We start from the raw sequence: 24,648 nt of genomic DNA, 5'->3' as shown, positions 1-24,648 counted from the left end.
GGCTGAATCGAACAGCCCCGGGTTACTTAACGTTTTGCTTGAAGCTTCAACCTACGCGGTAGTTTGGCGCTTCTTTGGTGATCTGTACGTCGTGGACGTGGGACTCGGCCATGCCTGCGCCGGTGATCCGCACGAACTCAGGCTTGGTGCGCATTTCTTCGATGTCGGCGCTGCCGGTGTAGCCCATCGAGGAACGCAGGCCGCCCATCAGTTGATGGATGATCGCGCTCAGGGTGCCCTTGTACGGAACACGCCCTTCGATGCCTTCCGGAACCAGCTTCTCGGCACCCGCGGAGGAGTCCTGGAAGTAACGGTCGGAGGAACCTTGAGCCTGGGACATGGCGCCCAGCGAACCCATGCCGCGGTAAGCCTTGTACGAACGACCCTGGAACAGTTCGATCTCGCCCGGCGCTTCTTCGGTACCGGCGAACATCGAGCCCATCATCACGCAGGAAGCACCGGCCACGATGGCCTTGGACAGGTCACCGGAGAAACGGATGCCGCCGTCGGCGATCAACGGAACGCCAGTGCCTTCAAGGGCAGCGGCGACGTTGGCGATGGCACTGATTTGCGGGACGCCGACACCGGCGACGATACGGGTGGTGCAGATCGAGCCAGGGCCGATACCGACCTTGACCGCGTCGGCGCCAGCTTCGGCCAGGGCCTTGGCAGCAGCGCCGGTGGCGATGTTGCCGCCGATGACCTGCACTTCAGGGAAATTCTGTTTGACCCAGCGAACGCGGTCGATCACGCCTTTGGAGTGACCGTGAGCGGTGTCGACCACCACCACGTCAACGCCGGCATTGACCAGGGCGGCAACGCGGTCACCGGTGTCTTTACCGGTGCCGACCGCAGCGCCTACGCGCAGACGACCTTGATCGTCCTTGCTGGCCAGCGGGTAAGCCTTGGCTTTTTCGATGTCTTTGACGGTCATCATGCCTTTGAGGGCAAACTTGTCGTCGACGATCAGGACTTTTTCCAGGCGGTGCTTGTGCAGCAGCTCGCGGACTTCGTTCTTGTTGGCGCCTTCGCGGACGGTGACCAGACGCTCTTTAGGCGTCATCACTTCACGTACGGTGGCTTCCAGACGGGTTTCGAAGCGTACGTCACGGGAAGTGACGATGCCGACCAGGTCGCCATCGTGCAGTACCGGAACGCCGGAAATGTTGTGCATGCGGGTCAGTTCGAACAGATCACGAACCGTGGCGTCAGCCTCGATGGTGATCGGGTCCTTGACCACGCCGGCTTCGAACTTCTTGACCTTGCGCACTTCGGCAGCTTGCTGCTCGATGGTCATGTTCTTGTGGATGATGCCGATGCCACCTTCCTGAGCCATGGCGATTGCCAGACGGGCTTCAGTGACGGTGTCCATGGCAGCAGAAACCAGAGGAATGTTCAGCTCGATGCCACGGGTTAGGCGGGTCTTGAGACTGACTTCGTTAGGAAGTACCTCGGAATAACCGGGCACTAGGAGAATGTCGTCGAATGTCAGAGCTTCTTGGCTGATACGCAGCATCGCGGGGGCTCCCGAGCGGGAAAATGGAAGCGCGCCATTATAGTCAGACACCCCCTCCTGTTCAATGTAAAACTCTGTCTATTATCGACGTAGTGATCGACGGAAGAATTTGCCCACAAATCCTTTGTAGGAGCGAGCTTGCTCGCGAGGGTCGTAAACGATGACGCGGGATGCCTGGCACCCCGAGGTGATCTCAGGTTTTTCGCGAGCAGGCTCGCTCCTACAGGGCAATCAGAGTTCGACTTTCACCCAACTCACCGGCTGATCCAGCCAATCGGCGAACTCATCGATAAAGCTCTGCTTGAACCCGGCTTCAGCCCAGTTGTTGAAGATGAACCCCAGGTTGGAAAACCCGCATTCCTGCAAAAACAGAAAGCCATTGATGTCGTCTTCATGCCCGCATTCCGGGCAGGTGAAGTTATCGGTGCGCCCCGGCATCCAGTCTTCCAGGCTTTCGAACAGCGCTTCACCGACTTCCTTGCGGCACTCGGCGCAGCCCGCCTCCCCCAGGAAACCCTTGGCCGGCGTGTAGATGCAGCGCTTGGTCACGATCTCGAGGCCGTTGATCGCTTCGCCGAACGGCAGCGCTTCCGGGTGCAGCACCACGGCGCGGGCACCGTCGGCGATCGCGTGGCCCATGCGGTTGCCGGTACGGCCGCAGGTGGTCAGCTCTTCCTTGATGATGTTCTTGCGCACCAGCCAGCGCACGACCGCCCGGGCCCGGGGTTCGTGCACCGGCAGCGTGGAGATTTTCGGGACGATGATGCTTTGGGAGTTCATGGGTGCAAGCCTGCAAATGCTGAGTAATTAACCTGTGGGAGCGAGCCTGCTCGCGAAGGCGGTGCATCAGTCGCCATCTGTGCTGGATGACGGGACGCATTCGCGAGCAGGCTCGCTCCCACAAGGTTTGGCGGGCGGCAGCTTAATCCCTGACACGCTGAGGTCAAGCACTCAAATACCGCCCGATCAACGCAATCCCGCTGGCCAGCACCAGCCAGGTCACCAGCCGCACAAACGCCTCGCGGGACAATCGCATGGTCAGCCGCCGACCGATCCACAACCCCAGCGCCATGGCCGGCAACAGACACAACGCCAACACCAGTAAGGGTAGCTCGGCATAAACACCCGCGACAGCAAACAGGCTCAGGCGCACCACGGTGCTGCAACTGATCAGCGCGCTCTGGGTCGCCCGCGCCGCGTCTTTCGACAACCGGCTGTTCAGGTAAATGGCATACAGAAAGCCACCGCTGCCAAACAACGCCCCGAACATCCCGCCAACCGTACCCATCGGCACCGCCCAGGCAGCCGACAACTGCGTTGGTCGGGCTTTCACCCACAGGCTGTAAATCGCGTAGGCGCTGATGAACAGCCCCATCAACAGCAGCAAGACGTCAGAATGCAGGTTCAGCAGGAAAATCACCCCCAGCGTGCACCCCACCGCCATGCACGGCAGCAGCCGCAGCAATTCAGGTTTGGCCACGTCCCGGCGTGACGGCAGCAGATTGCCGAACGCCGCGACGAAATCCAGCAGCACCAGCAACGGCACGATCTTCGACAGCGGCATGAACAGGATCAGAATCGGCCCCGCCACCAGCGCGGTGCCGAAGCCGGCGACGCCAAACACGATATAGGCCAGGGCGATGGCCGCCCCGATCACCAGCCAGTCCACCCCGCCAAATGGCCATTGATTCATCAGCTCGAACACATTCATCCCCAGTCATCCATGATTCCCGAAGCAGACTCTACCCCTGTAGGAGCGAGCTTGCTCGCGATGGACGTTAACGATAACGCGGGATGCCTGGCACTCCGAGCTGTTCTCAGGTTTTTCGCGAGCAGGCTCGCTCCTACAGGGGATCGTGCATTCGGTTGGAGAATGCCTTTAAACTGCGCCCCATGATTAAAGATCCCTTTGCAAGACTCGGCCTGGACCGTGAAGTCCTGACTGTCAGCCAGCTCAACGGCCGCGCGCGGGTGTTGCTCGAAGACGTGTTCAGCAATATCTGGGTCGAAGGCGAAATCTCCAACCTCGCCCGCCCGGCGTCCGGCCACGTGTATTTCACCCTCAAGGACAGCGGCGCCCAGGTGCGTTGCGCGCTGTTCCGGCAGAACGCCGCGCGGGTGCGACAGGCGCTGAAGGACGGCCTGGCGGTCAAGGTGCGTGGCAAGGTTTCGCTGTTCGAGGGGCGCGGCGACTATCAGCTGATTCTCGATACCGTGGAGCCGGCCGGCGATGGCGCGCTGCGCCTGGCCTTCGATGCGCTGAAGGAAAAACTGAGCGCCGAAGGCCTGTTCAGCGCCGAGCGCAAAGTGCCGCTGCCGGCGCATCCGCAGCGCATCGGCATCATCAGCTCGCCGACCGGCGCGGTGATCCGCGACATCATCAGCGTGTTCCGCCGCCGTGCGCCGCAGGTGCAGTTGACGCTGATCCCCACTGCAGTCCAGGGCCGCGAAGCCACGGCGCAGATTGTCCGCGCGCTGAAACTGGCGGACGCCCGTGGTTTCGATGCATTGATCCTGGCCCGTGGCGGTGGCTCGCTGGAAGACCTCTGGTGCTTCAACGAAGAAGCCGTGGCCCGTGCCGTGGACGCTTGCGTGACGCCGATTGTCAGCGCCGTCGGCCATGAAACCGACGTATCGATCAGCGACTTCGTGGCCGACGTTCGCGCGCCGACGCCGTCCGCCGCCGCCGAACTGCTCGCGCCGGACTCCAGCGACCTGGTGCGTCGGGTCGAAAGCCTGCATCGCCGGCTGGTGATGCGCATGCGCGACCGCCTGATGCGTGATCGCCTGCGCCTGGAAGGCATCTCCCGCCGCTTGCGCCATCCCGGCGAACGCCTGCGCCAGCAAGCGCAGCGTCTGGATGATCTGGACATGCGCATGCGCCGCGCCTTCGAACGCAGCCTCAACACCCGTCGCGAACGGTTGATCCGCCTGGAAACCCGCCTCGCCGGGCAACATCCGGGACGGCAACTGGCGATGCTGCGCCAGCGCCTCGACAGCCTCGCCGAACGCCTGCCCCGGGCCATCCGCGAAGGGCTCAAATCCCGGCGCCTGCAACTGCAAAGCCAGGTGCAGACGCTGCAGGTGGTCAGCCCGCTGGCGACCCTCGCCCGTGGCTACAGCATTCTGTTGGACGAGCGCGGCAACGCGATCCGCAACGCCGCGCAAACCCACAACGGCCAGCGCCTCAAAGCCAAACTGGGTGAAGGCGAACTGCAAGTGCGGGTCGAAGACAATCACCTGACGCCCGTCACCCTTTCTTTACTGGATTGATCCATGCCGCGTTTTCTAGCTCCGCTGCTGTTGCTGTGCCTGACCTTCAACGCCCACGCCGACAGCTACATCACTCGCCTGTTGAACAAACCGGTGCCGGGCGGCGTGGCGGTGGTGGACCTGGGCGCCGCTGCCCAGGCGCCGAAAGCCAGTTATCAAGGCAAACCAGTGCTGGTGGTCAAGGAACAGAACAACTGGCTGGCGATTGTCGGGGTACCGCTCACGGTCAAGCCGGGGACGCAGTCCATCAGCAGCGGTGGCCGTACCTTGAGTTTCAGTGTCGGCAACAAGAAGTACCCGGAACAGCGCATCACCTTGAAAAACACCCAGCAGGTCAATCCGGACCCGGAGAATCTCAAGCGCATCGAGCGCGAACTGGCCGAGCAGATTGCCGCCTATCGCACGTTCAGCCCGAATACGCCGAGCAACCTGCTGCTGGACAAACCGGTCAACGGGCCGCTGTCGAGCAAGTTCGGGGTGCGCCGGTTCTTCAACGGTGAAGAGCGCAATCCGCACTCGGGGCTGGATTTCGCCGTGGGCGCCGGCACGCCGATCAAGACCCCGGCGGCGGGCAAGGTGATTTTGATCGGCAACTATTTCTTCAATGGCAACACGGTGTTCGTCGACCACGGGCAGGGCTTTATCAGCATGTTCTGCCACATGTCGAAGATCGATGTGAAGGTCGGGCAGCAGCTGGCTCGCGGTGGCGTGGTGGGCAAAGTGGGCTCGACCGGACGGGCGACGGGGCCGCATATGCACTGGAACATCAGCCTGAATGACGCGCGGGTGGATCCGGCGATCTTTATTGGCGCGTTTCAGCCTTGAATCGTCGCTGAGGCTGCTGTCCTCTTCGCGAGCAGGCTCGCTCCTACAGGGGATCTGTGACACACCGCAGATCCACTGTAGGAGCGAGCCTGCTCGCGATAGCAATAGTCGCATCACCCCCAACCTTCAATTGCCGACCTTCAACCATCGCCGCAATCAGTTCTGGATCATCGGGCATCCAGCGCGATTAAATCTCGCAAAACCCGCCAAAAGCAGAACTTCTCTCAATTTTTTCCGACTGCTTGCCATCCTTCACCCTCGCGGTTAGGGTTGAAGGCATGAAAACCTCTCACACCCTCATTCAGCTTCGCCAGCACCGCAGCCTGTGCCTCGTCAGCGCACGACTGCCGGGCTGAATCGCGACGCCTCGTCCCACGCTTTTCCCAAGAACAGTTGATCCACCGGCAGGCCGCCTTTTTTCGGCCCACACAATAAGGATTTCCCGATGAGCATGCTCAAAGACCCGTCTTCGAAATACCGCGCGTTCCCGACCATCGACATCCCGGACCGCACCTGGCCGTCGAAGACCATCACCGCCGCGCCGATCTGGTGCAGCTCCGACTTGCGTGACGGCAACCAGTCGCTGATCGAGCCGATGGACGCGGTCAAGAAACTGCGCTTCTGGAAAACCCTGGTGCAGGTCGGCGTGAAGGAAATCGAAGCGTCGTTCCCGGCCGCTTCGCAAACCGACTTCGACTTCGTTCGCACCCTGATCGAAGGCAACCACATCCCTGACGACACCACCATCCAGGTGCTGACCCAGGGCCGTGAAGACCTGATCGAGCGCACCTTCGAATCCCTCCGTGGGGCGAAGAAAGCCATCGTTCACCTGTACAACGCGACCTCCCCTTCCTTCCGCCGCATTGTCTTCAACCAGGACAAGGACGGGATCAAGGCCATCGCGGTCAACGCGGCCAAGCTGTTCGTCAAATACGCCGCGATGCAGCCGGACACCGAGTGGACCTTCGAATACTCGCCGGAAACCTTCAGCGCCACCGAGCTGGAATTCGCCAAGGAAGTCTGCGACGCAGTCATCGAAGTCTGGAACCCGACGCCTGAGCACAAGGTGATCCTCAACCTGCCGGCCACCGTCGAATGCGCAACCCCGAACATCTACGCCGACCAGATCGAATGGTTCGGCCGTCACATCAACCGTCGTGACAGCGTGATCATCAGCCTGCACACCCACAACGACCGTGGCACTGGCGTGGCCGCCACCGAGCTCGGCCTGATGGCTGGCGCGGACCGTGTCGAAGGCTGCCTGTTCGGCAATGGCGAGCGCACCGGCAACGTCGACCTGGTGACCGTGGCACTGAACCTTTACACCCAGGGCATTCACCCTGAGCTGGACTTCTCCGACATCGACGGCGTGCGCAAAGTCGTTGAAGAGTGCAACCAGATCCAGGTTCACCCACGTCACCCGTACGTTGGCGACCTGGTGCACACCGCATTCTCCGGCTCCCACCAGGATGCCATCCGCAAGGGCTTCGCCCAGCAGAAACCGGACGCCCTGTGGGAAGTGCCGTACTTGCCGATCGACCCGGCCGACATCGGCCGCAGCTACGAGGCGGTGATCCGCGTCAACAGCCAGTCGGGCAAAGGCGGTATCGCCTACCTGCTGGAACAGGAGTACGGCATCAGCTTGCCGCGCCGCATGCAGATCGAGTTCAGCCAGGTCGTGCAGCGTGAAACCGATCGCCTGGGCCTGGAAATGACCGCCCAGCAGATCCACGCCTTGCTGCACAGCGAGTACTTGCAGGCCAACACCCCATACGCGCTGGTCAGCCATCGCCTGCAGGAAGAAAACGGCAACAGCGCCGTCGAAGTGGAAGTGGCCAGCAAAGGTCAGGGCGAAACCAACCTGCACTGGCGCGGCAAAGGCAACGGCGCGCTGGAAGCGCTGGTGGCCGGTTTGCCGATTCCGGTGGAGATCATGGACTACAACGAACACGCGATCGGCGCGGGCACCAACGCCAAGGCGGCGGCCTACATCGAGCTGCGCGTGAACGGTGAGCGCGCGGTGCATGGCGTGGGTATCGATGAAAACATCACCACCGCCAGCTTCAAGGCCCTGTTCAGCGCGTTGAACCGCTCGCTGAGCCAGCCGGAAGCGAAAGCGGCGTAAGCGGTCGCTGAAATGCAAAAGGCCCCAAGGTGCGAACCTTGGGGCCTTTTTTTGCCTGCTGTTTTTGTGTTGTCTGTCCCGGCCCCATCGCCAGCAAGCCGGCTCCTACAGTTGACCGCGCCGGTCAGAACAACTCGGTCGACTGTAGGAGCCGGCTTGCTGGCGATGGGCCCCTGTCAGGCAGCGAAAATCTCAGGTGAACTCGAACGTATCCGCATCCAGATTCGCCGGAAAACGCGTGCGATACGCCTGAAGATCGGCCGCATTCAGCACGACCTGGAACACTCCGTCGGCTTCGCCGGCGCTGAGCAAGGTCTCGCCCTGGAAATCCAGCACCTGACTGTCGCCGGTGTAGGCAAAGCCTTTACCGTCGGTGCCGATGCGGTTCACGGCGGCCACATAGCACAGGTTCTCGATCGCCCGAGCCGGCAGCAACCGATTCCAGTGCTGACGCCGCGCCCCCGGCCAGTTGGCGGTGTACAGCAGCAGATCGGTGTCCTGGGCGTCGCGGCTCCACACCGGGAAACGCAAGTCGTAGCAAATCAGCGGGCGTACTCGCCAGCCCTTAAGCTCGAACTGCACCTGGCGCTCGCCGGGGGTGTAGTGGTTGTGCTCGCCGGCCATGCGGAACAGGTGACGCTTGTCGTAATGCCAGACTTCGCCATCCGGACGCGCCCACAACAGGCGATTGCGGTGACTGCCGTCAGCCGCCTGAACGATGATGCTGCCGGTGATCACCGCGTCGAGTTGCGCAGCCTGCACACGCAGCCATTTGCTGGTGGGGCCGTTTTCCGCCTCGGCGAGGGTTTCTGATTCCATCGAGAAGCCGGTGGTGAACATCTCCGGCAGGATGATCAGGTCCGCACCGCGAGCCTGTTCCAGCAACTGCTCGAAATGCTCCAGGTTGGCCTGACGGTCATGCCAGGCCAAAGTGGTCTGGATCAATGCAACGTTCAGGTTCGGCAACGCACTCAGATCACGCATAGTTTTTCCGCTGCTTCACGCAGGGTCTCCTCGCGTTTGGCAAAGCACAGGCGCACCAGGCGCTGGCCTTCGGGCGGCGTCTGGTAGAACACCGAAATCGGAATGCTCGCCACGCCGTGTTCGCGGGTCATCCACAGCGCCATCTCGACGTCGTTTAGGTCCGGACGGATCTGCGAGTAATCGACCAACTGGAAATAGGTGCCAGCTACGCGACTGAAACTGAAGCGCGACGGGGCCAGCAAGTCGCAGAACAGATCGCGCTTGGCCTGATAGAAGCCCGGCAGCTCTTCCACATGTTCCGGGTGCTCGGCCATGAAATCGGCCAAGGCAAATTGCAGCGGCGTCACGCCACAGAAACTCACGTACTGGTGAACCTTGCGCAGCTCTGCCGTGAGGGCCGGTGGCGCGACCACGTAGCCGGTTTTCCAGCCGGTGACGTGATAGGTCTTGCCGAAGGAACTGACCACGAAGGCGCGCTGATACAGCTCTTCGTGATTGAGCACGCTGACGTGAGGCACACCGTCGAACACCAGGTGTTCGTAGACTTCGTCGCTGACCAGGTAGATATCGCGATCACGGATCAGGTCTGCCAACTGATCGAGTTCGGCGCGGCTGATCAGCGCCCCGCTCGGGTTGTGCGGCGTGTTCAGCACGATCATCCGCGTGCGCGGGGTAATGGCCTCGGCCAGTTTCTGGAAGTCGATGGAGAAATCGTTCAGCCCGAGCTGCACATGCACGCAGCGGCCTCCGGCCAGTTCCACGGACGGCTCGTAACTGTCGTAGCAGGGATCGAACACGATCACTTCGTCGCCGCTGTGGATAACCGCCTGAATCGCACAGAAGATCGCCTGGGTGGCACCGGGGGTGATGGTCACTTCGTGATCGGCATCGACGTTGACGCCGTAGCTGCGGGCGATTTTCGCCGCCACTTGCTGACGCAGCGCCGGCAGGCCGGTCATTGGCGAATACTGGTTATGGCCGTTGGCGATGTGCCGGCCGACCGCATCGCACAGGGCTTGCGGGGCATTGAAATCGGGAAAACCCTGGGACAGGTTGATCGCCCCGGTCTGCGCCGCGAGTTGAGACATCTGAGTGAAGATAGTGATGCCGACATTCGGCAACTTACTGGTGATCATCGGTGATTCCCTGCTCTACACCCGGCTCTAACGGCGGCGCGGGAGAGCCCGAGGATAGCCCATCCGGCGCCCATAAAAAAAGGGCGCCAGTGGCGCCCTTCTTCTCTACTCCGCCCCTGTGGGAGCGAGCCTGCTCGCGAAAGCGGTGTGTCAGTCGACATAAACGTTGACTGGCAAATTGCATTCGCGAGCAGGCTCGCTCCCACGGGAGTCGGGCAAGCCTTGAATCAGCGCTTGTCGCGGCGCTTCTTGTCGGCCTTCTTGTGGTGCGACATCAAGCGACGCTTCTTGTTGACCTGACGGTCGGTGAGCGAGTTCTTGTTGCCTTCGTACGGGTTCTCGCCGCCTTTGAACTCGATGCGGATCGGCGTACCGACCAGCTTCAGGACACGGCGGTAAGTGTTCTCGAGGTAACGGACGTAAGACTTCGGCACCTTCTCGATCTGGTTACCGTGAATCACGATGATCGGCGGGTTCGCGCCACCCAGGTGAGCGTAACGCAGCTTGATCCGGCGGTTGTTGACCATCGGTGGCGCGTGCTCGCCAACCGCATCTTCCAGGATCTGGGTCAGGCGGTTGGTCGGCCAGCGGGTGACCGCAGACTTGAACGAGTTCTGTACGGAAGCGTAGAGGTTGCCCACGCCCGTGCCGTGCAGCGCCGAGATGAAGTGGATGTCGGCGTAGTCAACGAAGAACAGTCGACGTTGCAGCTCGACCTTCACGAAGTCCCGCTCGCTCGGCGTCATGCCGTCCCACTTGTTGATCGCGATAACCAGCGCGCGACCCGACTCAATGGCGAAGCCCAGCAGGTTGAGGTCGTGGTCCACCACGCCTTCGCGGGCGTCCATGACAAAGATCACCACGTTGGCGTCTTTGATCGCCTGCAGGGTTTTGACCACGGAGAACTTTTCAACTTCTTCGTGAATCTTGCCGCGCTTGCGCACACCGGCGGTGTCGATCAGCGTGTACTTCTCGTCGTTACGCTCGAACGGGATGTAGATACTGTCGCGGGTGGTGCCGGGCTGGTCGTACACGATGACCCGGTCTTCACCGAGCATGCGGTTGACCAGGGTCGACTTGCCGACGTTCGGACGGCCAATGATGGCGATCTTGATCCCGTCTTTTTCGCTCGGGCCAGGAATGCGCTTGGCTTCCTCGCCTTCGGCAACGTCCTCTTCCTCGCCTTCTTCCAGCTCTTCTTCGTCTTTAGGGAAGTCGCTCAGGGCGATTTCCAGCATCTGGGTGATGCCACGGCCGTGGGCACCGGCGATCGGGATCGCGTGGCCCATGCCCAACGGAGCGAATTCGGCGCGGGCCATTTCAGGGTCGATGTTGTCGACCTTGTTGGCAACCACGTAGGAACGCTTGTTACGTTTGCGCAAATGCTCGGCGATCATCTGGTCGGCGGCGGTGAAGCCGGCCTTGGCATCTACCAGGAACAGAACGACATCGGCTTCTTCAATGGCCAGCAGCGACTGCTCGGCCATTTTTTCGTCCATACCGTGCTCGTCACCGGAGATACCGCCGGTGTCGACCAGAATGTAGGAACGCCCTTGCCACTTGGCCTCACCGTATTGGCGATCACGGGTCAGACCGGACAAGTCGCCGACGATGGCGTCGCGAGTCCTGGTCAGGCGGTTGAACAAGGTGGACTTGCCGACGTTCGGTCGGCCCACCAGGGCGATTACGGGAACCATGCGGCTCTCCACTTCGTTATTTCAGAAAATACAAAAGCCGCTGCGAGGCAGCGGCTGGTGCTCGGGGCAATCACAGCGTGTTTTTTGTGGGAGCGAGCCTGCTCGCGAAAAAAGCAATGGCACCGCGTTTTTCCAGGACACCAACGTTATTTTTGACGTCCATCGCGAGCAGGCTCGCTCCCACATTAATATCCACAGTGAAGCCGCTTGGGGGTTAAACCCCAAGCATAGTCGTTACTTGATGGTCAGGGCTTCCAGTTTGCCGCTGTTGCCATACAGATAAATCGTGTCACCCACCACCAGCGGACGGGCACGCAGGCCGTCGCTGTCGATGCGTTCGCGGCCGACGAAACGACCGTCCACCTGGCTCAGCAGGTGCACATAGCCTTCCATGTCACCGACTGCAACATAGCTGGAGAACACTTCCGGAGCCGACAGTTGACGGCGAGCCAGCGAGTCGTTGCTCCACAAGGCTGTGGTGGAACGCTCGTCGACGCCTTCAACGGTGCCCGAAGCCAGGCTCACGTAAACCGTGCCGAAACCCTGGGCAACGCCGGCATAGCTGGAAGCATCACGCTGCCAGAGCTGACGACCGCTTTCCAGGTCCAGTGCCGCAACGCGCCCCTGGTAGCTGGCGACGTACAAGGTACCGCCGGACAGCAGCAGACCGCCGTCGATGTCGACAACGCGCTCCAGCTCCGAACGACCTTGCGGGATAGCAACACGCTGTTCCCACACCGGCACGCCGTTGGAAATATCGAGAGCGACCACTTTACCGGTCGACAGGCCAGCCACCGCGAGGCGGTTGGTCACGATCGGCGCACTGGTGCCACGCAGGGTCAGGACCGCAGGCGTGCTGTCATACAACCAACGCTGGCTGCCGGTAGCGGCATCCAGACCGATCAGACGATCGTCCTGGGTCTGCACCACGACAACGTCACCGTTGTTGGCTGGCGGCGCGAGAACTTCGCTGGACACGCGAGCGCGCCATTTCTCTTCACCGTTGATGGCGTCCATGGCAACGATTTCGCCCTTGGTCGTACCGATCACGAGCAGGCCATAACCTACGCCAACGGCGCCGGAAACAGGCAACTCAAGATCTTTCTTCCATTTGACGTCGCCGTTGCTGCGATCCATCGCCATCACCACGCCAGTGACGTCGGCGGCGTAAATGGTATCGCCATCGATCGCCGGAACCAGCATGTTGTAGGTTTCGCCCTGACCGTCACCGATCGAACGACTCCACTGCTTGTGCAGGACCACTTCTTCTTTGAAGTCGACCAGCTCGGCAGGCGGCAATTCTTTTTTGCTGTTGCTGCTGCAACCCGCGGCCAATACGGCCAGAGCCAGCAATGCTGCATGTTTCCAACGGATCACGTCACGCATCCCCTTTGGCCAGGTCGTCCAGCTTGATTTGTAGGCCACCGACTGCCGCTTCATCCGACAGTGCCGCCTTGGCTTTTTGATACGCAGCGTTCGCTTCGTCGGTACGACCCAGCTGCACCAGCAGGTCGCCCTTCAATTCTTCGCGGGTGGCGAGGAAGGCTTTATCCGCATCGCCTTCGAGCAGTTTCAGGGCTTCGTCGGCCTTGTCCTGCGCGCCCAGTACCTGTGCCAGGCGCTGACGGGCGATTTCGCCCAGCGCCGGGTTGGCCGGTTTGGCAACGATGGCTTTCAGCTCGGTGGCGGCGTCGTCCAGCTTGCCGCTGTCGACCGCGACTTTCGCCACGAACAGGCTGCCGTATTGCGCGTAGGCAGTACCGCCGAACTCGCTGTTGAGCTTGCCGGCCAGGTCCGAAACACGGGCGGCATCAGGCTTGCCATCAGGCGTCAGCGTGGTTTCGAGCAATTGCTGATAGAGAATCGAGGCGCTTTGCGACTGATTGCTCTGATACTTGTGAAAGGCCTGCCAGCCGAACACGATGACCAGCGCCAACAGGCCGCCAGTGACCAGGGGCTTGCCGTTGCGTGTCCACCAGTCCTTCAAATCCGCCAGCTGTTCGTCTTCGGTACTCGACACCCCAATACTCCTTAATCGCTAAATCGGCTGTTTAAGACAGCTTCAACCCTGCACGACGCAGGTGGCCAGGTGTGCAGCAAGCGCATCCCAGGCAATGCTTTGTTGTTCGCCCTGGCCACGCAGGGGTTTGAAACCTACCACTTGCTGGGCCATTTCGTCGTCACCGAGGATCAGCGCATACAGCGCACCGCTCTTGTCGGCCTTCTTGAACTGGCTTTTGAAGCTGCCGGCGCCGGCATTGATCTGCAGGCGCAGGTTGGGCAATTGATCGCGAACCTTCTCGCTCAACGTCAGGGCGGCCAGTTCGGCAGCCTCGCCGAAGGCGCAGAGATAGACGTCGACCTGACGGGAGATCTCTTCCGGGATCTGCTCCAGGGTTTCCAGCAGCAGCACCAGGCGCTCGATGCCCATGGCGAAACCAACGCCCGGGGTCGGCTTGCCGCCCATCTGCTCCACCAGACCGTCGTAACGACCGCCGGCACACACGGTGCCTTGAGCGCCCAACTTGTCGGTGACCCATTCGAAAACGGTCTTGCTGTAGTAATCGAGCCCGCGCACCAGCTTCGGGTTGATCAAATAAGGAATGCCGGCAGCGTCCAGGCGAGCCTTGAGGCCCTCGAAGTGCGCGCGGGATTCGTCGTCGAGGTAGTCGGCCATTTTCGGCGCGTCGACCAGGATCGCCTGAGTGTCGGCGTTCTTGGTATCGAGAACCCGCAGCGGGTTGGTCTTCAGGCGACGCTGGCTGTCTTCGTCGAGCTTGTCCAGGTGAGCGGACAGGAACTCGACCAGCGCTTCGCGATAACGACCACGGGACTCGCTGGTGCCCAGGCTATTGAGTTCGAGCTTGACCGCATCACGGATGCCCAGCTCGCCCCACAGGCGCCAGGTCAGCACGATCAGCTCGGCGTCGATGTCCGGACCATCGAGGTTGAACACCTCGACACCAATCTGGTGGAACTGGCGATAACGGCCTTTCTGCGGACGTTCGTGGCGGAACATCGGGCCGATGTACCAGAGTTTCTGCACCTGGCCGCCGCCGGTGATGCCGTGTTCCAGCACCGCACGCACGCACGCAGCCGTGCCTTCGGGACGCAGGGTCAGCGAATCGCCGTTGCGGTCTTCGAAGGTGTACATCTCTTTTTCGACGATGTCGGTGACTTCACCGATGGAGCGCTTGAACAGCTCGGTGAACTCGACGATCGGCATGCGGATCTGCTTGTAACCGTAGTTATCCAGCAGACGCGAAACGGTGCCTTCGAAGTGACGCCACAGCGGGGTCTGCTCGGGCAGGATGTCGTTCATGCCACGAATGGCTTGCAGAGACTTGCTCACATTAAATCCTTAAATTCGTTCGATCAGCCACGCGCGATGACGGCAGCGTCGGCTTCGACCTTTTCGGCCGCTTTCTGGCGGATCAAGCGTTCAAGCTCATCCACCAGATTGTCATTCGTCAGTTTCTGCGACGGCTTGCCGTCGATGTAAATCAGGTTGGGCGTGCCGCCGGTCAAGCCGATATGGGCTTCCTTGGCTTCGCCCGGCCCGTTGACCACGCAACCGATGACCGCGACATCCAGCGGCACCAGCAGGTCTTCGAGACGCCCTTCCAGCTCGTTCATGGTCTTGACCACATCGAAGTTCTGCCGCGAGCAGCTCGGGCAGGCGATGAAGTTGATGCCACGGGAACGCAGGTGCAGGGACTTGAGAATGTCGTAGCCGACTTTCACTTCCTCGACCGGGTCGGCCGCCAACGAAATGCGGATAGTATCGCCAATCCCTTCGGCGAGCAGCATACCGAGGCCCACGGCGGATTTCACCGTGCCTGAACGCAAACCACCGGCTTCGGTGATGCCCAGGTGCAGCGGCTGGACGATTTCCTTGGCCAGCAAGCGGTAAGCGGCGACGGCCATGAACACGTCGGAGGCTTTCACACTGACCTTGAAGTCCTGGAAGTTCAGGCGTTCAAGGTGCTCGACGTGACGCAAGGCGGACTCGACCAGCGCGGCCGGGGTCGGCTCGCCGTATTTCTTTTGCAGGTCTTTTTCCAGGGAACCGGCGTTGACGCCGATACGGATGGGAATCCCGCGATCACGGGCGGCATCGACCACCGCGCGCACGCGGTCTTCACGACCGATGTTGCCCGGGTTGATCCGCAGGCAATCCACGCCCAGTTCGGCGACGCGCAACGCGATCTTGTAGTCGAAATGGATGTCGGCCACCAACGGCACTTTGACCAGTTGCTTGATCTTGCCGAAGGCTTCGGCGGCGTCCATGTCCGGGACGGAAACCCGCACGATGTCGACACCGGCGGCTTCCAGACGATTGATCTGGGCGACAGTGGCAGCAACGTCATTGGTGTCGCTGTTGGTCATGCTCTGCACAGCGATGGGCGCATCGCCGCCAACAGGCACGTTACCGACCCAGATTTTCCGGGATTCGCGACGCTTGATTGGAGATTCGCCGTGCATGACTTATTGACCCAACTTCAGGCGAGCAGTCTCGCCACTGGTGAACGGAGCGACATCGACCGCCTGGCCGTTGTAGCTGACCTGAGCGCCACGGGCGAAGCCCAGGCGCACGGCAAACGGCGGCTTGCCGCTGAGGCTTACGCTTTCGCCTTTACGCTTGAGGCCACTGAGCAGCACTTTGCCAGTGCCGTCGGTGACTTGCGTCCAGCAATCAGCGGTGAATTGCAGTTGAACCTGGCCTTGGCCAGCCGCCGGTGCAGCCGCTGCCGGAGCAGGAATGGTCGGCGTGACCGATGCGGTGGCAGGCGGAGTCGACACCACCGGAGCCGTCGGCGCCGGAGTCGCCACTACAGGCGCGGCGCTGTGTGCCGGGGCAGCTGGCGTCGGCGCGACCGGTGCAGCGCTGTGCGCCGGTGCAGCAGGTGCCGGGGCAGTCGGTGCGGCGGCTGGCGCAGTGGCTTCCGCTTCGGTCGGAGCTTCGGTCGACGACTCGGCTTGCGGCAATGCGAGCGCGGTCGAGCCTTCGGCCTGACCTTCCGCGACAGCCTGGTCTTCCGGCTCGTCCAGCGGATGAATCTGGGTGGTGCCGTCGGCGCCTTCGACTTCAACGTGTTCCGGACTCAGGCTGGTCAGGTCCTTGGTGCGCAGCGAGGTTTGATCCTGCCACCAGACAAAACCACCGCCGATCACGGCAATCAGCAGCAACAGGCTGACGATTCGCAAAATGGTGTGGGAAACCCGGACCGGCTCTTCGATACGACCCAGGCTGTGGACGCTGCTGCCCTGGGAGTCGGTGCCAGTGGACTGGTCGAACTGCTGAACCAGAACGGTCTGGTCCATGCCGAGCAATTTGGCGTAGGCGCGAATGTAACCGCGGGCAAAGGTATGCCCAGGCAGCTTGTCGAAAGCGCCGGCTTCAAGATTGCTCAGGGAATTGACGGTGAGGTTGAGCTTGAGGGCCACTTCGGCCAGCGACCAGCCATTGCTTTCGCGGGCCTGGCGCAAAGTCTCACCGGGGTTAACGCGATTCGCTGCTACAACTTCGGGATGCGCCGCTTTCATCATTGCTCCGACAGGTATTGCTGATATTCCGGCGTACCGGGATAGAGTCGTTTTAGTTGCAGGCCAAAACTGGCGGCCTTGTCGCGATCATCGAACACTTTTGCCAGCCGAACGCCGAGCAATAGACTACGTGCATTTTGCTCGGTGAGCAGGCTAAAACGGTCGTAATAGTCACGCGCGGGCACATAATGCCTGTCTTCGTAAGACAACTCAGCCATTTCCAGCAATGCACGGGGTTGCTGACGATTCAAACGCAGGGCTTTTTCCAGTTGTTGCTGGGCCAGATCACGCTCACCAAGCTTCGAAGCGGTCATGCCCAGGTTCTCGAACACCCGTGAACGCTCAGGATACAGGGTATCGGCGGCGGCCTGTTCAAAGCGCTCGTAAGCCTCTTTGTAACGTTTCTGCTCGAAAAGAAAACTGCCGTAATTGTTCAGGATGCGCGCATCGCCGGGACGGGAAGACAACGCCTTGCGAAAGTGTTCGTCCGCCAGCTCCGGCTCCATCTCGGCCTGGAACACCAGCCCCAGCGCCGCGTTGGCGTCGGGGTCCGAGCTGTCCAGTTCCAGCGCTTTTTTCAGCGGAACCTTGGCGCGCTCGGTCATGCCCTGCTGCAGGTAGCCCAGCCCCAGTTGCACGTAGGCAACACGCGCCTCATCGCGGCCCTTGCTGGTCTTCATCGGGTTGTAATCGCCCGACAGGACGCAGCCAGCACAAAGACTGGCCAACAGCACAAGCAGCGCGAAGCGCAGGGACATAGAGATCCTCTCTTGAATTATTTCGCAGCGTTCGAAGCCATATCGTTCTCGGCGCTCAACTCGCGCACGGCGATATAACGTTCACTGCGACGGGTGCGATCCAGCACCTGCCCTACCAATTGGCCACACGCGGCATCGATGTCTTCACCGCGGGTGGTGCGCACAGTGACATTGAAGCCGGCATGATGAAGCTGATCCTGGAAACGGCGAATCGCGTTATTGCTCGGACGCTCGTAACCGGAATGCGGGAACGGGTTGAACGGAATCAGGTTGATCTTGCACGGGATGTTCTTGAGCAGCTCGATCATCTCGACGGCGTGTTCAACCTTGTCGTTGATGTCCTTGAGCAAGGTGTACTCGATGGTCAGCACGCGCTTTTCGCCCAGGGACGACATGTAACGCTGACACGACTCGAGCAGCATCTTAAGCGGATATTTCTTGTTGATCGGCACCAATTGGTTACGCAATGCGTCATTCGGTGCGTGCAGGGACAACGCCAGGGAGACGTCGATGTGCTTGGACAGCTCATCGATCATCGGCACCACGCCGGAGGTAGACAGGGTCACACGGCGCTTGGAAATGCCGTAACCCAGGTCGTCCATCATCAAGTGCATGGCCGCAACGACGTTGTCGAAGTTCAGCAGCGGCTCGCCCATGCCCATCATCACCACGTTGGTAATGGCACGGTCGGCGGTCGCCGGGATGCTGCCGAACGATTTATTGGCAATCCACACCTGACCGATGACTTCGGCGGCGGTGAGGTTGCTGTTGAAACCTTGCTTGCCGGTGGAGCAGAAGCTGCAATCCAGGGCACAGCCTGCCTGGGACGAAACGCACAGCGTGCCGCGTTTGCCCTGGGGAATGTAGACGGTCTCGACGCAGCTGCCGGACGCCACGCGCACCACCCACTTACGGGTGCCGTCGGTGGAAATGTCCTCGCTGACCACTTCAGGACCGCGAACTTCAGCAATCGCCTTGAGCTTGTCGCGCAAGGCTTTGCTGACGTTCGTCATGGCGTCGAAATCATCGACGCCAAGGTGGTGAATCCATTTCATTACCTGACCGGCACGGAAACGCTTCTCCCCGATTGAGTCGAAGAATTTTTCCATTTCCTGTTGAGTCAGACCCAGCAGGTTGGTTTTTACAGTCGATGTAGTCATGGATTCACCTTCACTCTTAAGCCAATGCTTAGCGAGTGGTTACTTCAGTAGCTGCGAAGAAGTACGAGATTTCGCGAGCAGCAGCGGCTTCGGAGTCCGAACCGTGTACAGCGTTGGCATCGATGGAGTCAGCGAAGTCAGCACGGATGGTGCCGGCAGCAGCTTCTTTAGGGTTGGTAGCGCCCATCAGCTCACGGTTCAGAGCGATAGCGTTTTCGCCTTCCAGAACCTGAACAACAACAGGACCGGAGATCATGAAAGCAACCAGGTCGCCGAAGAAACCACGAGCGCTGTGCTCAGCGTAGAAGCCTTCAGCTTCAGCTTTGGACAGTTGCTTCAGTTTCGAAGCTACAACGCGCAGGCCTGCTTTTTCGAAACGAGTGGTGATCTCGCCGATGACGTTTTTAGCAACAGCGTCAGGCTTGATGATGGAGAAAGTACGTTGAACAGCCATGGTGTAACTCCAGAAACGGTAATTTGTGAAAAATTAAACCCGCGAATTATACGCGGGTTCTTGGGTATTGCCTAACCTGCAGCGTGGCTCAGTCGCGTTCTTCGATCCAGTGGGCCTGAATGGCCTCGAGGATCTTTTCGCCACAATGCTCAGGCTTGTCGTCGAACTCGGGCAATTCCATCACCCATTTACGCAGATCGACGAAGTTGACCGACATTGGGTCAACTTCAGGCTTGCTTTCAGCCAGCTGGATAGCGATTTCCAGCACATCAGTCCACTTGAGACGCATGACAATTCCTTGAATCAGTGCGGCGCTTCGGCTGCGTGGTTGAGCGAGTACTTCGGAATTTCGACCGTCAGGTCTTCAGTCCCGACGATTGCCTGGCAGGCCAGACGCGACTGCGCCTCAAGACCCCAGGCACGATCGAGGAAATCTTCTTCCAGTTCGTCCGCTTCTTCCAGCGAATCAAACCCTTCGCGCACGATGCAGTGACAGGTGGTACAGGCGCAGACGCCGCCACAGGCACTTTCCATCTCGATGTGGTGCTCATGAGCCAGTTCGAGAATCGATGTACCGGGCTCAGCCTCGACCACCATGCCTTCCGGGCAAAACTTCTCGTGAGGCAGAAAAATGACCTGCGGCATCAGATATCCTCGATTTCATTCAGATTGCGCCCCGACAGAGCGGCTTTCACCGTCAAATCCATGCGCCGGGCAGCAAAGGCGTCGGTCACTTGCGACAGACGCTTGGTCTGCTGCTCGATGGCGTAACCATCGGTACCTTTCATCAGTTCAGCCAGTTCCTGCATCTGCAATTCAATGACCATGCGCTCTTCGGCGTCGAGCAAACGCTCGCCGTCAACTTCGAGGGCGCCTTGCACCGCCTCGATCAGGCGCTGGGCATCGACCTGCTGCTCACGCAGTACGCGGGCAACCTTGTCGTCATTGGCATGCTGGAACGAATCCTTGAGCATCTTGGCGATTTCGCCGTCGGTCAGGCCGTAGGACGGCTTGACCTGAATGCTTGCTTCAACGCCCGAACCCAACTCACGGGCCGAGACGCTGAGCAGACCGTCGGCGTCGACCTGAAAGGTCACGCGGATCTTCGCAGCACCGGCGACCATCGCCGGAATGCCGCGCAATTCGAAACGCGCCAGGGAGCGGCAGTCGCTGATCAGCTCGCGCTCGCCCTGCAACACGTGGATCGCCATGGCCGACTGGCCATCCTTGTAGGTCGTGAAGTCCTGGGCGCGAGCGACGGGGATGGTGGTGTTACGCGGAATCACCTTCTCCATCAGGCCGCCCATGGTTTCCAGCCCCAGGGACAACGGAATCACGTCGAGCAACAGCAGTTCGCCGCCATCGCGTTTGTTGCCGGCCAATGTGTCGGCCTGGATCGCAGCACCGATGGCCACCACTTGATCCGGGTCGATTTCGGTCAGCGGCTGGCGACCGAAGGCTTCAGCGACAGCTTCGCGAACACGAGGTACTCGGGTCGAACCGCCAACCATGACCACGGCGTGAACGTCTTCCAGCTCGACGCCGGAATCACGCACCGCACGACGGCAGGCTTTGAGGCTGCGGGCAACCATCGGCTCGATCAGCGCGTTGAAGGCTTCACGGGTCAGATCGGCTTTCCAGTCGCCATAGGCCACTTCAACGGATGCACTGTTGGTCAGCGCTTCCTTGGCCGCACACGCGGTTTGCAGCAGATGGCGTTGCGCACCCGGATCGAGGTCGGCGGACAAACCGGCGCTCTCGATGATCCAGCCGGCAATCGCGTGATCGAAATCATCGCCGCCCAGGGCGCTGTCGCCGCCGGTGGCCAGCACTTCGAAGACACCGCCGGTCAGGCGCAGAATCGAAATATCGAAAGTGCCGCCGCCCAGGTCATAAATCGCGACCAGGCCTTCAGCGTGTTGATCCAGACCGTAAGCCACGGCAGCGGCGGTCGGCTCATTGAGCAAACGCAGCACGTTGAGGCCGGCCAGTTTGGCCGCGTCCTTGGTGGCTTGACGCTGAGCGTCGTCGAAATAGGCCGGAACGGTGATCACCGCGCCCACCAGCTCGCCGCCCAATGTAGCCTCGGCGCGCTGACGCAGCACCTTGAGGATATCGGCGGAGACTTCGACCGGGCTTTTCGGCCCCTGAATGGTGTCGATGAACGGCATGTGCGACTCGCCACCGACAAAGCGGTATGGCAGTTGCTCGCCCAGTTGCTTGACGTCGGACAGACCACGACCCATCAAGCGCTTGACCGACAGCACGGTATTCAAGGGATCGGTGGCGGCGGCCAGCTTCGCCGACTCGCCGACTTCTACGCGATCGGCGTGGTAGCGCACCGCGGACGGCAGGATGACCTGCCCGTCAGCGTCGGCCAGAGGCTCGGAAAGACCACTGCGCAATGCAGCGACCAGCGAATTGGTAGTGCCCAAGTCGATCCCCACAGCCAGACGACGCTGGTGCGGTTGAGGACTTTGGCCGGGTTCGGCGATCTGCAGTAGGGCCATCGTAATCAGGACTTATCTGTATATCAGGCGTGCGACCGGAGCGGCACTGGGTTAATCGTCGAGGCGCTCTTCTAACTGGCGCACTTCGTAGGTGAGCTTGTCGAGGAACTGCATGCGCCGCATCAGGCGTTCGGCCCGCTCACGTTGCGCTGCATCATCCCAACAGGCTGCGAAGCTTTGGTTCAGCTCATCCTGCGCGTTTTTCAGGCGACGCTTGAATACCGCAACACCGGCCAGGTCAGCGCTGTCCTGCAGGTCTTCGAGCTCCTCGCGCAGCTCCATCTGCTGCAGGAGAAACTCCGGATCATGCACCGTGACCTCCAGCGGCAGCTCGCCACCTTTCAGGGCGAGCAGGTAACGCGCGCGCTTCGGGGGACTTTTGAGCGTCTGGTAGGCCTCGTTAAGGCTCGCGGATTGCTCTAGCGCCAACCGTTGCTCGCGCTCGGAAGCGTCCGCAAAACGGTCCGGATGAACACTACGCGCCAACTCACGGTAGCGCGTAGCCAGCTGGTCGAGGTCCAGATTGAAACTCGGTTGCAGCTCAAATAAAGCGAAATGACAAGGAGTACCCACAAGAAGCCTCAGATGTTGAAGCTTTCGCCGCAGCCACATTCACCGCGTACGTTGGGGTTGTTGAACTTGAAGCCTTCGTTCAACCCTTCCTTGACGAAATCGAGCTCGGTGCCGTCCAGGTAGGCCAGGCTTTTCGGGTCGATGATCACTTTCTCGCCGTGACTCTCGAACACCTGATCCTCATCGACCACCTCGTCGACAAACTCCAGCACATAGGCAAGGCCGGAACAGCCTGTGGTGCGAACACCCAGACGAATCCCTTCACCTTTGCCGCGCCCATCGAGGGAGCGTCGCACGTGTCGAGCAGCCGCTTCTGTCATGCTGATAGCCATCGGTGACTCCTTACTCGTCGCAAAATCTTGAAGATCAGATCAAGCCTTTCTTCTGCTTGTAGTCGCGAACGGCCGCTTTGATAGCGTCTTCTGCGAGTACGGAGCAGTGAATTTTCACTGGCGGCAGGGCCAGCTCTTCGGCCAGCTGAGTGTTTTTGATGGTCTCTGCTTCATCCAGAGTCTTGCCTTTCATCCACTCGGTCGCCAGGGAGCTGGAGGCGATAGCCGAACCGCAGCCGTAGGTCTTGAACTTGGCGTCTTCGATGATGCCTTGCTCGTTAACCTTGATCTGCAGACGCATCACGTCGCCGCACGCCGGAGCGCCGACCATGCCGGTGCCGACATCCGGGTCTTCCGCGTCCATCTTGCCGACGTTGCGCGGGTTTTCGTAGTGGTCGATGACCTTTTCGCTGTAAGCCATGATTCTTAATCCTCACTCATCAGAGAGTCGCTCTTAAAGCCCTGGGAACCGGAGTTCGACAGGGCCGGTTCGCGGCGACTTGAAATCAGTGTGCCGCCCACTCGATTTTCGAAATGTCGACACCGTCTTTGTACATGTCCCACAGCGGCGACAGAGCGCGCAGCTTGGTAACGGCCTCGCAGACTTTCTGCGCGGCGTAGTCGATTTCTTCTTCGGTGGTGAAACGGCCGAAGGTGAAGCGGATCGAGCTGTGTGCCAGTTCGTCGTTGCGGCCCAGGGCGCGCAGTACGTACGAAGGCTCCAGCGAAGCCGAGGTGCAGGCCGAACCGGACGAAACCGCCAGATCCTTGAGCGCCATGATCAGCGACTCGCCTTCAACGTAGTTGAAGCTCAGGTTCAGGTTGTGCGGAACGCGGGCGGTCAGGCTGCCGTTGACGTACAGCTCTTCGAGGTCTTCGACCTGCTTGAAGAAGCGGTCGCTCAGGGCTTTGATGCGGATATTCTCGGCAGCCATGTCTTCCTTGGCTACGCGGAAGGCTTCGCCCATGCCGACGATCTGGTGGGTCGCCAGGGTGCCGGAACGCATGCCGCGCTCGTGACCGCCGCCGTGCATGGTCGCCTCGATGCGCACACGCGGCTTGCGGCTGACGTACAGCGCGCCGATGCCTTTAGGACCGTAGGTTTTGTGGGCGGAGAACGACATCATGTCGACTTTCAGCTTCTGCAGGTCGATCTCGACCTTGCCAGTGGACTGAGCGGCGTCGACGTGGAACAGGATCCCTTTGGAACGGGTCAGTTCGCCGATGGCAGCGATGTCGTTGATGGTGCCGATTTCGTTGTTCACGTGCATGACCGACACCAGGATGGTGTCGTCACGCAGCTCGGCTTCGATCATTTCCGGAGTCACCAGGCCATCAGTGCGAGGCTCGATGTAGGTGACTTCGAAGCCTTCACGCTCCAGTTGGCGCATGGTGTCGAGGACAGCCTTGTGCTCAATCTTGGTGGTGATCAGGTGTTTACCCTTGGTCGCATAGAAATGCGCCGCACCCTTGATTGCCAGGTTGTCGGATTCAGTGGCACCGGAGGTCCAGACGATTTCACGCGGATCGGCGTTGACCAGGTCAGCGACCTGACGACGGGCGTTTTCGACGGACTCTTCAGCTTTCCAGCCGAATACGTGGGAACGGGACGCCGGGTTACCGAAGTTTCCGTCGACCAGCAGGCATTCACTCATTTTTTGCGCAACACGCGGATCAACCGGGGTGGTCGCAGAGTAATCAAGGTAAATCGGCAATTTCATGGACTATCTCCTAAATCAGGCTGGCTGGCGTGCCGCT

At 60.5% G+C, this 24,648-nt stretch carries 24 protein-coding genes; 3 read left to right on the top strand and 21 right to left on the bottom strand.

What is annotated here, in order from left to right; genetic code table 11:
• Nucleotides 1-46 precede the first annotated feature (46 nt).
• The 3 genes from guaB to ACF6ZU_RS18005 all read right to left on the bottom strand — a co-directional run bounded on the left by guaB (nucleotide 47) and on the right by ACF6ZU_RS18005 (nucleotide 3,227).
• Nucleotides 47-1,516 carry an IMP dehydrogenase gene (gene guaB, locus ACF6ZU_RS18015; protein ID WP_008042411.1) on the bottom strand — a complete coding sequence of 490 codons (1,470 nt, stop codon included), beginning with the start codon at nucleotides 1,514-1,516 and terminating at the stop codon, nucleotides 47-49.
• Between the two features lie 231 nt (nucleotides 1,517-1,747).
• Complete coding sequence (locus ACF6ZU_RS18010; RefSeq protein WP_392885624.1) at nucleotides 1,748-2,296, bottom strand: sugar ABC transporter ATPase; 549 nt, start codon at nucleotides 2,294-2,296, stop codon at nucleotides 1,748-1,750.
• A gap of 163 nt (nucleotides 2,297-2,459) precedes the next feature.
• Nucleotides 2,460-3,227, bottom strand: a complete 768-nt coding sequence (locus ACF6ZU_RS18005) for a sulfite exporter TauE/SafE family protein (RefSeq protein ID WP_392885623.1) — start codon at nucleotides 3,225-3,227, stop codon at nucleotides 2,460-2,462.
• Between the two features lie 182 nt (nucleotides 3,228-3,409).
• Between ACF6ZU_RS18005 and xseA the strand changes: the two genes are divergently transcribed.
• The 3 genes from xseA to leuA all read left to right on the top strand — a co-directional run bounded on the left by xseA (nucleotide 3,410) and on the right by leuA (nucleotide 7,739).
• Nucleotides 3,410-4,789, top strand: a complete 1,380-nt coding sequence (xseA, locus tag ACF6ZU_RS18000; protein WP_392885620.1) for an exodeoxyribonuclease VII large subunit — start codon at nucleotides 3,410-3,412, stop codon at nucleotides 4,787-4,789.
• Nucleotides 4,790-4,792: 3 nt separating this feature from the next.
• Nucleotides 4,793-5,614 carry a peptidoglycan DD-metalloendopeptidase family protein gene (locus ACF6ZU_RS17995; RefSeq protein ID WP_392885618.1) on the top strand — a complete coding sequence of 274 codons (822 nt, stop codon included), beginning with the start codon at nucleotides 4,793-4,795 and terminating at the stop codon, nucleotides 5,612-5,614.
• A 445-nt stretch (nucleotides 5,615-6,059) separates the two neighbouring features.
• On the top strand, nucleotides 6,060-7,739 hold the full coding sequence (gene leuA / locus ACF6ZU_RS17990; protein ID WP_392885616.1) for a 2-isopropylmalate synthase: 1,680 nt from the start codon (nucleotides 6,060-6,062) through the stop codon (nucleotides 7,737-7,739).
• Between the two features lie 192 nt (nucleotides 7,740-7,931).
• On the opposite strand, the gene ACF6ZU_RS17985 is transcribed toward leuA, so the two are convergent.
• The 18 genes from ACF6ZU_RS17985 to ACF6ZU_RS17900 form a co-directional block, all read right to left on the bottom strand.
• The gene (locus tag ACF6ZU_RS17985; RefSeq protein WP_392885614.1) at nucleotides 7,932-8,723 is read right to left on the bottom strand and encodes an amidohydrolase; all 792 of its coding nucleotides are present in this window, start codon (nucleotides 8,721-8,723) and stop codon (nucleotides 7,932-7,934) included.
• Nucleotides 8,711-9,859, bottom strand: a complete 1,149-nt coding sequence (locus ACF6ZU_RS17980; RefSeq protein ID WP_392885612.1) for a pyridoxal phosphate-dependent aminotransferase — start codon at nucleotides 9,857-9,859, stop codon at nucleotides 8,711-8,713. Before ACF6ZU_RS17980 ends, ACF6ZU_RS17985 begins: the two co-directional genes overlap by 13 nt.
• Before the next feature lie 227 nt (nucleotides 9,860-10,086).
• Nucleotides 10,087-11,556 (bottom strand): ribosome biogenesis GTPase Der, encoded by a 1,470-nt coding sequence (der, locus tag ACF6ZU_RS17975; RefSeq protein ID WP_008025521.1) that lies wholly within the window; start codon nucleotides 11,554-11,556, stop codon nucleotides 10,087-10,089.
• A 234-nt stretch (nucleotides 11,557-11,790) separates the two neighbouring features.
• Entirely contained in the window at nucleotides 11,791-12,942 is a 1,152-nt protein-coding gene (bamB, locus tag ACF6ZU_RS17970; protein ID WP_392885609.1) for an outer membrane protein assembly factor BamB, read from the bottom strand.
• Nucleotides 12,935-13,576 carry a tetratricopeptide repeat protein gene (locus ACF6ZU_RS17965; protein WP_392885607.1) on the bottom strand — a complete coding sequence of 214 codons (642 nt, stop codon included), beginning with the start codon at nucleotides 13,574-13,576 and terminating at the stop codon, nucleotides 12,935-12,937. Before ACF6ZU_RS17965 ends, bamB begins: the two co-directional genes overlap by 8 nt.
• Before the next feature lie 42 nt (nucleotides 13,577-13,618).
• Nucleotides 13,619-14,908: a histidine--tRNA ligase gene (gene hisS / locus ACF6ZU_RS17960; protein ID WP_392885605.1), complete on the bottom strand. Its 1,290-nt coding sequence runs from the start codon at nucleotides 14,906-14,908 to the stop codon at nucleotides 13,619-13,621.
• Nucleotides 14,909-14,931: 23 nt separating this feature from the next.
• A complete protein-coding gene (gene ispG / locus ACF6ZU_RS17955) occupies nucleotides 14,932-16,041 on the bottom strand; it encodes a flavodoxin-dependent (E)-4-hydroxy-3-methylbut-2-enyl-diphosphate synthase (protein ID WP_007903603.1) in 1,110 nt (369 codons plus the stop codon).
• Nucleotides 16,042-16,044: 3 nt separating this feature from the next.
• Nucleotides 16,045-17,103 (bottom strand): RodZ domain-containing protein, encoded by a 1,059-nt coding sequence (locus ACF6ZU_RS17950; RefSeq protein ID WP_392885602.1) that lies wholly within the window; start codon nucleotides 17,101-17,103, stop codon nucleotides 16,045-16,047.
• Complete coding sequence (gene pilW, locus ACF6ZU_RS17945) at nucleotides 17,103-17,861, bottom strand: type IV pilus biogenesis/stability protein PilW (RefSeq protein ID WP_392885600.1); 759 nt, start codon at nucleotides 17,859-17,861, stop codon at nucleotides 17,103-17,105. The genes ACF6ZU_RS17950 and pilW overlap by 1 nt, the downstream gene beginning before the upstream one ends.
• A 17-nt stretch (nucleotides 17,862-17,878) precedes the next feature.
• On the bottom strand, nucleotides 17,879-19,021 hold the full coding sequence (gene rlmN / locus ACF6ZU_RS17940; RefSeq protein WP_392885597.1) for a 23S rRNA (adenine(2503)-C(2))-methyltransferase RlmN: 1,143 nt from the start codon (nucleotides 19,019-19,021) through the stop codon (nucleotides 17,879-17,881).
• Between the two features lie 28 nt (nucleotides 19,022-19,049).
• Complete coding sequence (gene ndk / locus ACF6ZU_RS17935) at nucleotides 19,050-19,475, bottom strand: nucleoside-diphosphate kinase (protein ID WP_007916882.1); 426 nt, start codon at nucleotides 19,473-19,475, stop codon at nucleotides 19,050-19,052.
• 88 nt (nucleotides 19,476-19,563) lie between these two features.
• Nucleotides 19,564-19,764, bottom strand: a complete 201-nt coding sequence (gene iscX / locus ACF6ZU_RS17930) for a Fe-S cluster assembly protein IscX (RefSeq protein ID WP_392885594.1) — start codon at nucleotides 19,762-19,764, stop codon at nucleotides 19,564-19,566.
• 14 nt (nucleotides 19,765-19,778) lie between these two features.
• Entirely contained in the window at nucleotides 19,779-20,120 is a 342-nt protein-coding gene (fdx, locus tag ACF6ZU_RS17925; RefSeq protein ID WP_192302617.1) for an ISC system 2Fe-2S type ferredoxin, read from the bottom strand.
• Entirely contained in the window at nucleotides 20,120-21,985 is a 1,866-nt protein-coding gene (hscA, locus tag ACF6ZU_RS17920; protein ID WP_392885591.1) for a Fe-S protein assembly chaperone HscA, read from the bottom strand. The genes fdx and hscA overlap by 1 nt, the downstream gene beginning before the upstream one ends.
• A gap of 51 nt (nucleotides 21,986-22,036) precedes the next feature.
• Nucleotides 22,037-22,558: a co-chaperone HscB gene (gene hscB / locus ACF6ZU_RS17915; protein WP_392893845.1), complete on the bottom strand. Its 522-nt coding sequence runs from the start codon at nucleotides 22,556-22,558 to the stop codon at nucleotides 22,037-22,039.
• An 8-nt stretch (nucleotides 22,559-22,566) separates the two neighbouring features.
• Nucleotides 22,567-22,890 carry an iron-sulfur cluster assembly protein IscA gene (gene iscA, locus ACF6ZU_RS17910; protein ID WP_392885589.1) on the bottom strand — a complete coding sequence of 108 codons (324 nt, stop codon included), beginning with the start codon at nucleotides 22,888-22,890 and terminating at the stop codon, nucleotides 22,567-22,569.
• A 34-nt stretch (nucleotides 22,891-22,924) separates the two neighbouring features.
• Nucleotides 22,925-23,311, bottom strand: coding sequence for a Fe-S cluster assembly scaffold IscU (gene iscU, locus ACF6ZU_RS17905; RefSeq protein ID WP_003443374.1), 387 nt, complete (start codon nucleotides 23,309-23,311; stop codon nucleotides 22,925-22,927).
• An 85-nt stretch (nucleotides 23,312-23,396) separates the two neighbouring features.
• Nucleotides 23,397-24,611, bottom strand: a complete 1,215-nt coding sequence (locus ACF6ZU_RS17900; RefSeq protein WP_392885584.1) for an IscS subfamily cysteine desulfurase — start codon at nucleotides 24,609-24,611, stop codon at nucleotides 23,397-23,399.
• Between the last annotated feature and the right edge of the window lie 37 nt (nucleotides 24,612-24,648).

This window comes from Pseudomonas migulae (assembly GCF_043225285.1).
Taxonomy (GTDB): domain Bacteria; phylum Pseudomonadota; class Gammaproteobacteria; order Pseudomonadales; family Pseudomonadaceae; genus Aquipseudomonas; species Aquipseudomonas migulae_C.
This window is presented reverse-complemented; position numbering and strand designations above follow the sequence as displayed.

What these genes read in the sequence shown, in the direction of transcription:
- guaB (WP_008042411.1), bottom strand. Translation starts at nt 1,516, where the DNA reads ATGCTGCGTATCAGCCAAGAAGCTCTGACATTCGACGACATTCTCCTA.
- ACF6ZU_RS18010 (WP_392885624.1), bottom strand. Translation starts at nt 2,296, where the DNA reads ATGAACTCCCAAAGCATCATCGTCCCGAAAATCTCCACGCTGCCGGTG.
- ACF6ZU_RS18005 (WP_392885623.1), bottom strand. Translation starts at nt 3,227, where the DNA reads ATGAATGTGTTCGAGCTGATGAATCAATGGCCATTTGGCGGGGTGGAC.
- xseA (WP_392885620.1), top strand. Translation starts at nt 3,410, where the DNA reads ATGATTAAAGATCCCTTTGCAAGACTCGGCCTGGACCGTGAAGTCCTG.
- ACF6ZU_RS17995 (WP_392885618.1), top strand. Translation starts at nt 4,793, where the DNA reads ATGCCGCGTTTTCTAGCTCCGCTGCTGTTGCTGTGCCTGACCTTCAAC.
- leuA (WP_392885616.1), top strand. Translation starts at nt 6,060, where the DNA reads ATGAGCATGCTCAAAGACCCGTCTTCGAAATACCGCGCGTTCCCGACC.
- ACF6ZU_RS17985 (WP_392885614.1), bottom strand. Translation starts at nt 8,723, where the DNA reads ATGCGTGATCTGAGTGCGTTGCCGAACCTGAACGTTGCATTGATCCAG.
- ACF6ZU_RS17980 (WP_392885612.1), bottom strand. Translation starts at nt 9,859, where the DNA reads ATGATCACCAGTAAGTTGCCGAATGTCGGCATCACTATCTTCACTCAG.
- der (WP_008025521.1), bottom strand. Translation starts at nt 11,556, where the DNA reads ATGGTTCCCGTAATCGCCCTGGTGGGCCGACCGAACGTCGGCAAGTCC.
- bamB (WP_392885609.1), bottom strand. Translation starts at nt 12,942, where the DNA reads ATGCGTGACGTGATCCGTTGGAAACATGCAGCATTGCTGGCTCTGGCC.
- ispG (WP_007903603.1), bottom strand. Translation starts at nt 16,041, where the DNA reads ATGCACGGCGAATCTCCAATCAAGCGTCGCGAATCCCGGAAAATCTGG.
- ACF6ZU_RS17950 (WP_392885602.1), bottom strand. Translation starts at nt 17,103, where the DNA reads ATGAAAGCGGCGCATCCCGAAGTTGTAGCAGCGAATCGCGTTAACCCC.
- pilW (WP_392885600.1), bottom strand. Translation starts at nt 17,861, where the DNA reads ATGTCCCTGCGCTTCGCGCTGCTTGTGCTGTTGGCCAGTCTTTGTGCT.
- rlmN (WP_392885597.1), bottom strand. Translation starts at nt 19,021, where the DNA reads ATGACTACATCGACTGTAAAAACCAACCTGCTGGGTCTGACTCAACAG.
- ndk (WP_007916882.1), bottom strand. Translation starts at nt 19,475, where the DNA reads ATGGCTGTTCAACGTACTTTCTCCATCATCAAGCCTGACGCTGTTGCT.
- iscX (WP_392885594.1), bottom strand. Translation starts at nt 19,764, where the DNA reads ATGCGTCTCAAGTGGACTGATGTGCTGGAAATCGCTATCCAGCTGGCT.
- fdx (WP_192302617.1), bottom strand. Translation starts at nt 20,120, where the DNA reads ATGCCGCAGGTCATTTTTCTGCCTCACGAGAAGTTTTGCCCGGAAGGC.
- hscA (WP_392885591.1), bottom strand. Translation starts at nt 21,985, where the DNA reads ATGGCCCTACTGCAGATCGCCGAACCCGGCCAAAGTCCTCAACCGCAC.
- iscA (WP_392885589.1), bottom strand. Translation starts at nt 22,890, where the DNA reads ATGGCTATCAGCATGACAGAAGCGGCTGCTCGACACGTGCGACGCTCC.
- iscU (WP_003443374.1), bottom strand. Translation starts at nt 23,311, where the DNA reads ATGGCTTACAGCGAAAAGGTCATCGACCACTACGAAAACCCGCGCAAC.
- ACF6ZU_RS17900 (WP_392885584.1), bottom strand. Translation starts at nt 24,611, where the DNA reads ATGAAATTGCCGATTTACCTTGATTACTCTGCGACCACCCCGGTTGAT.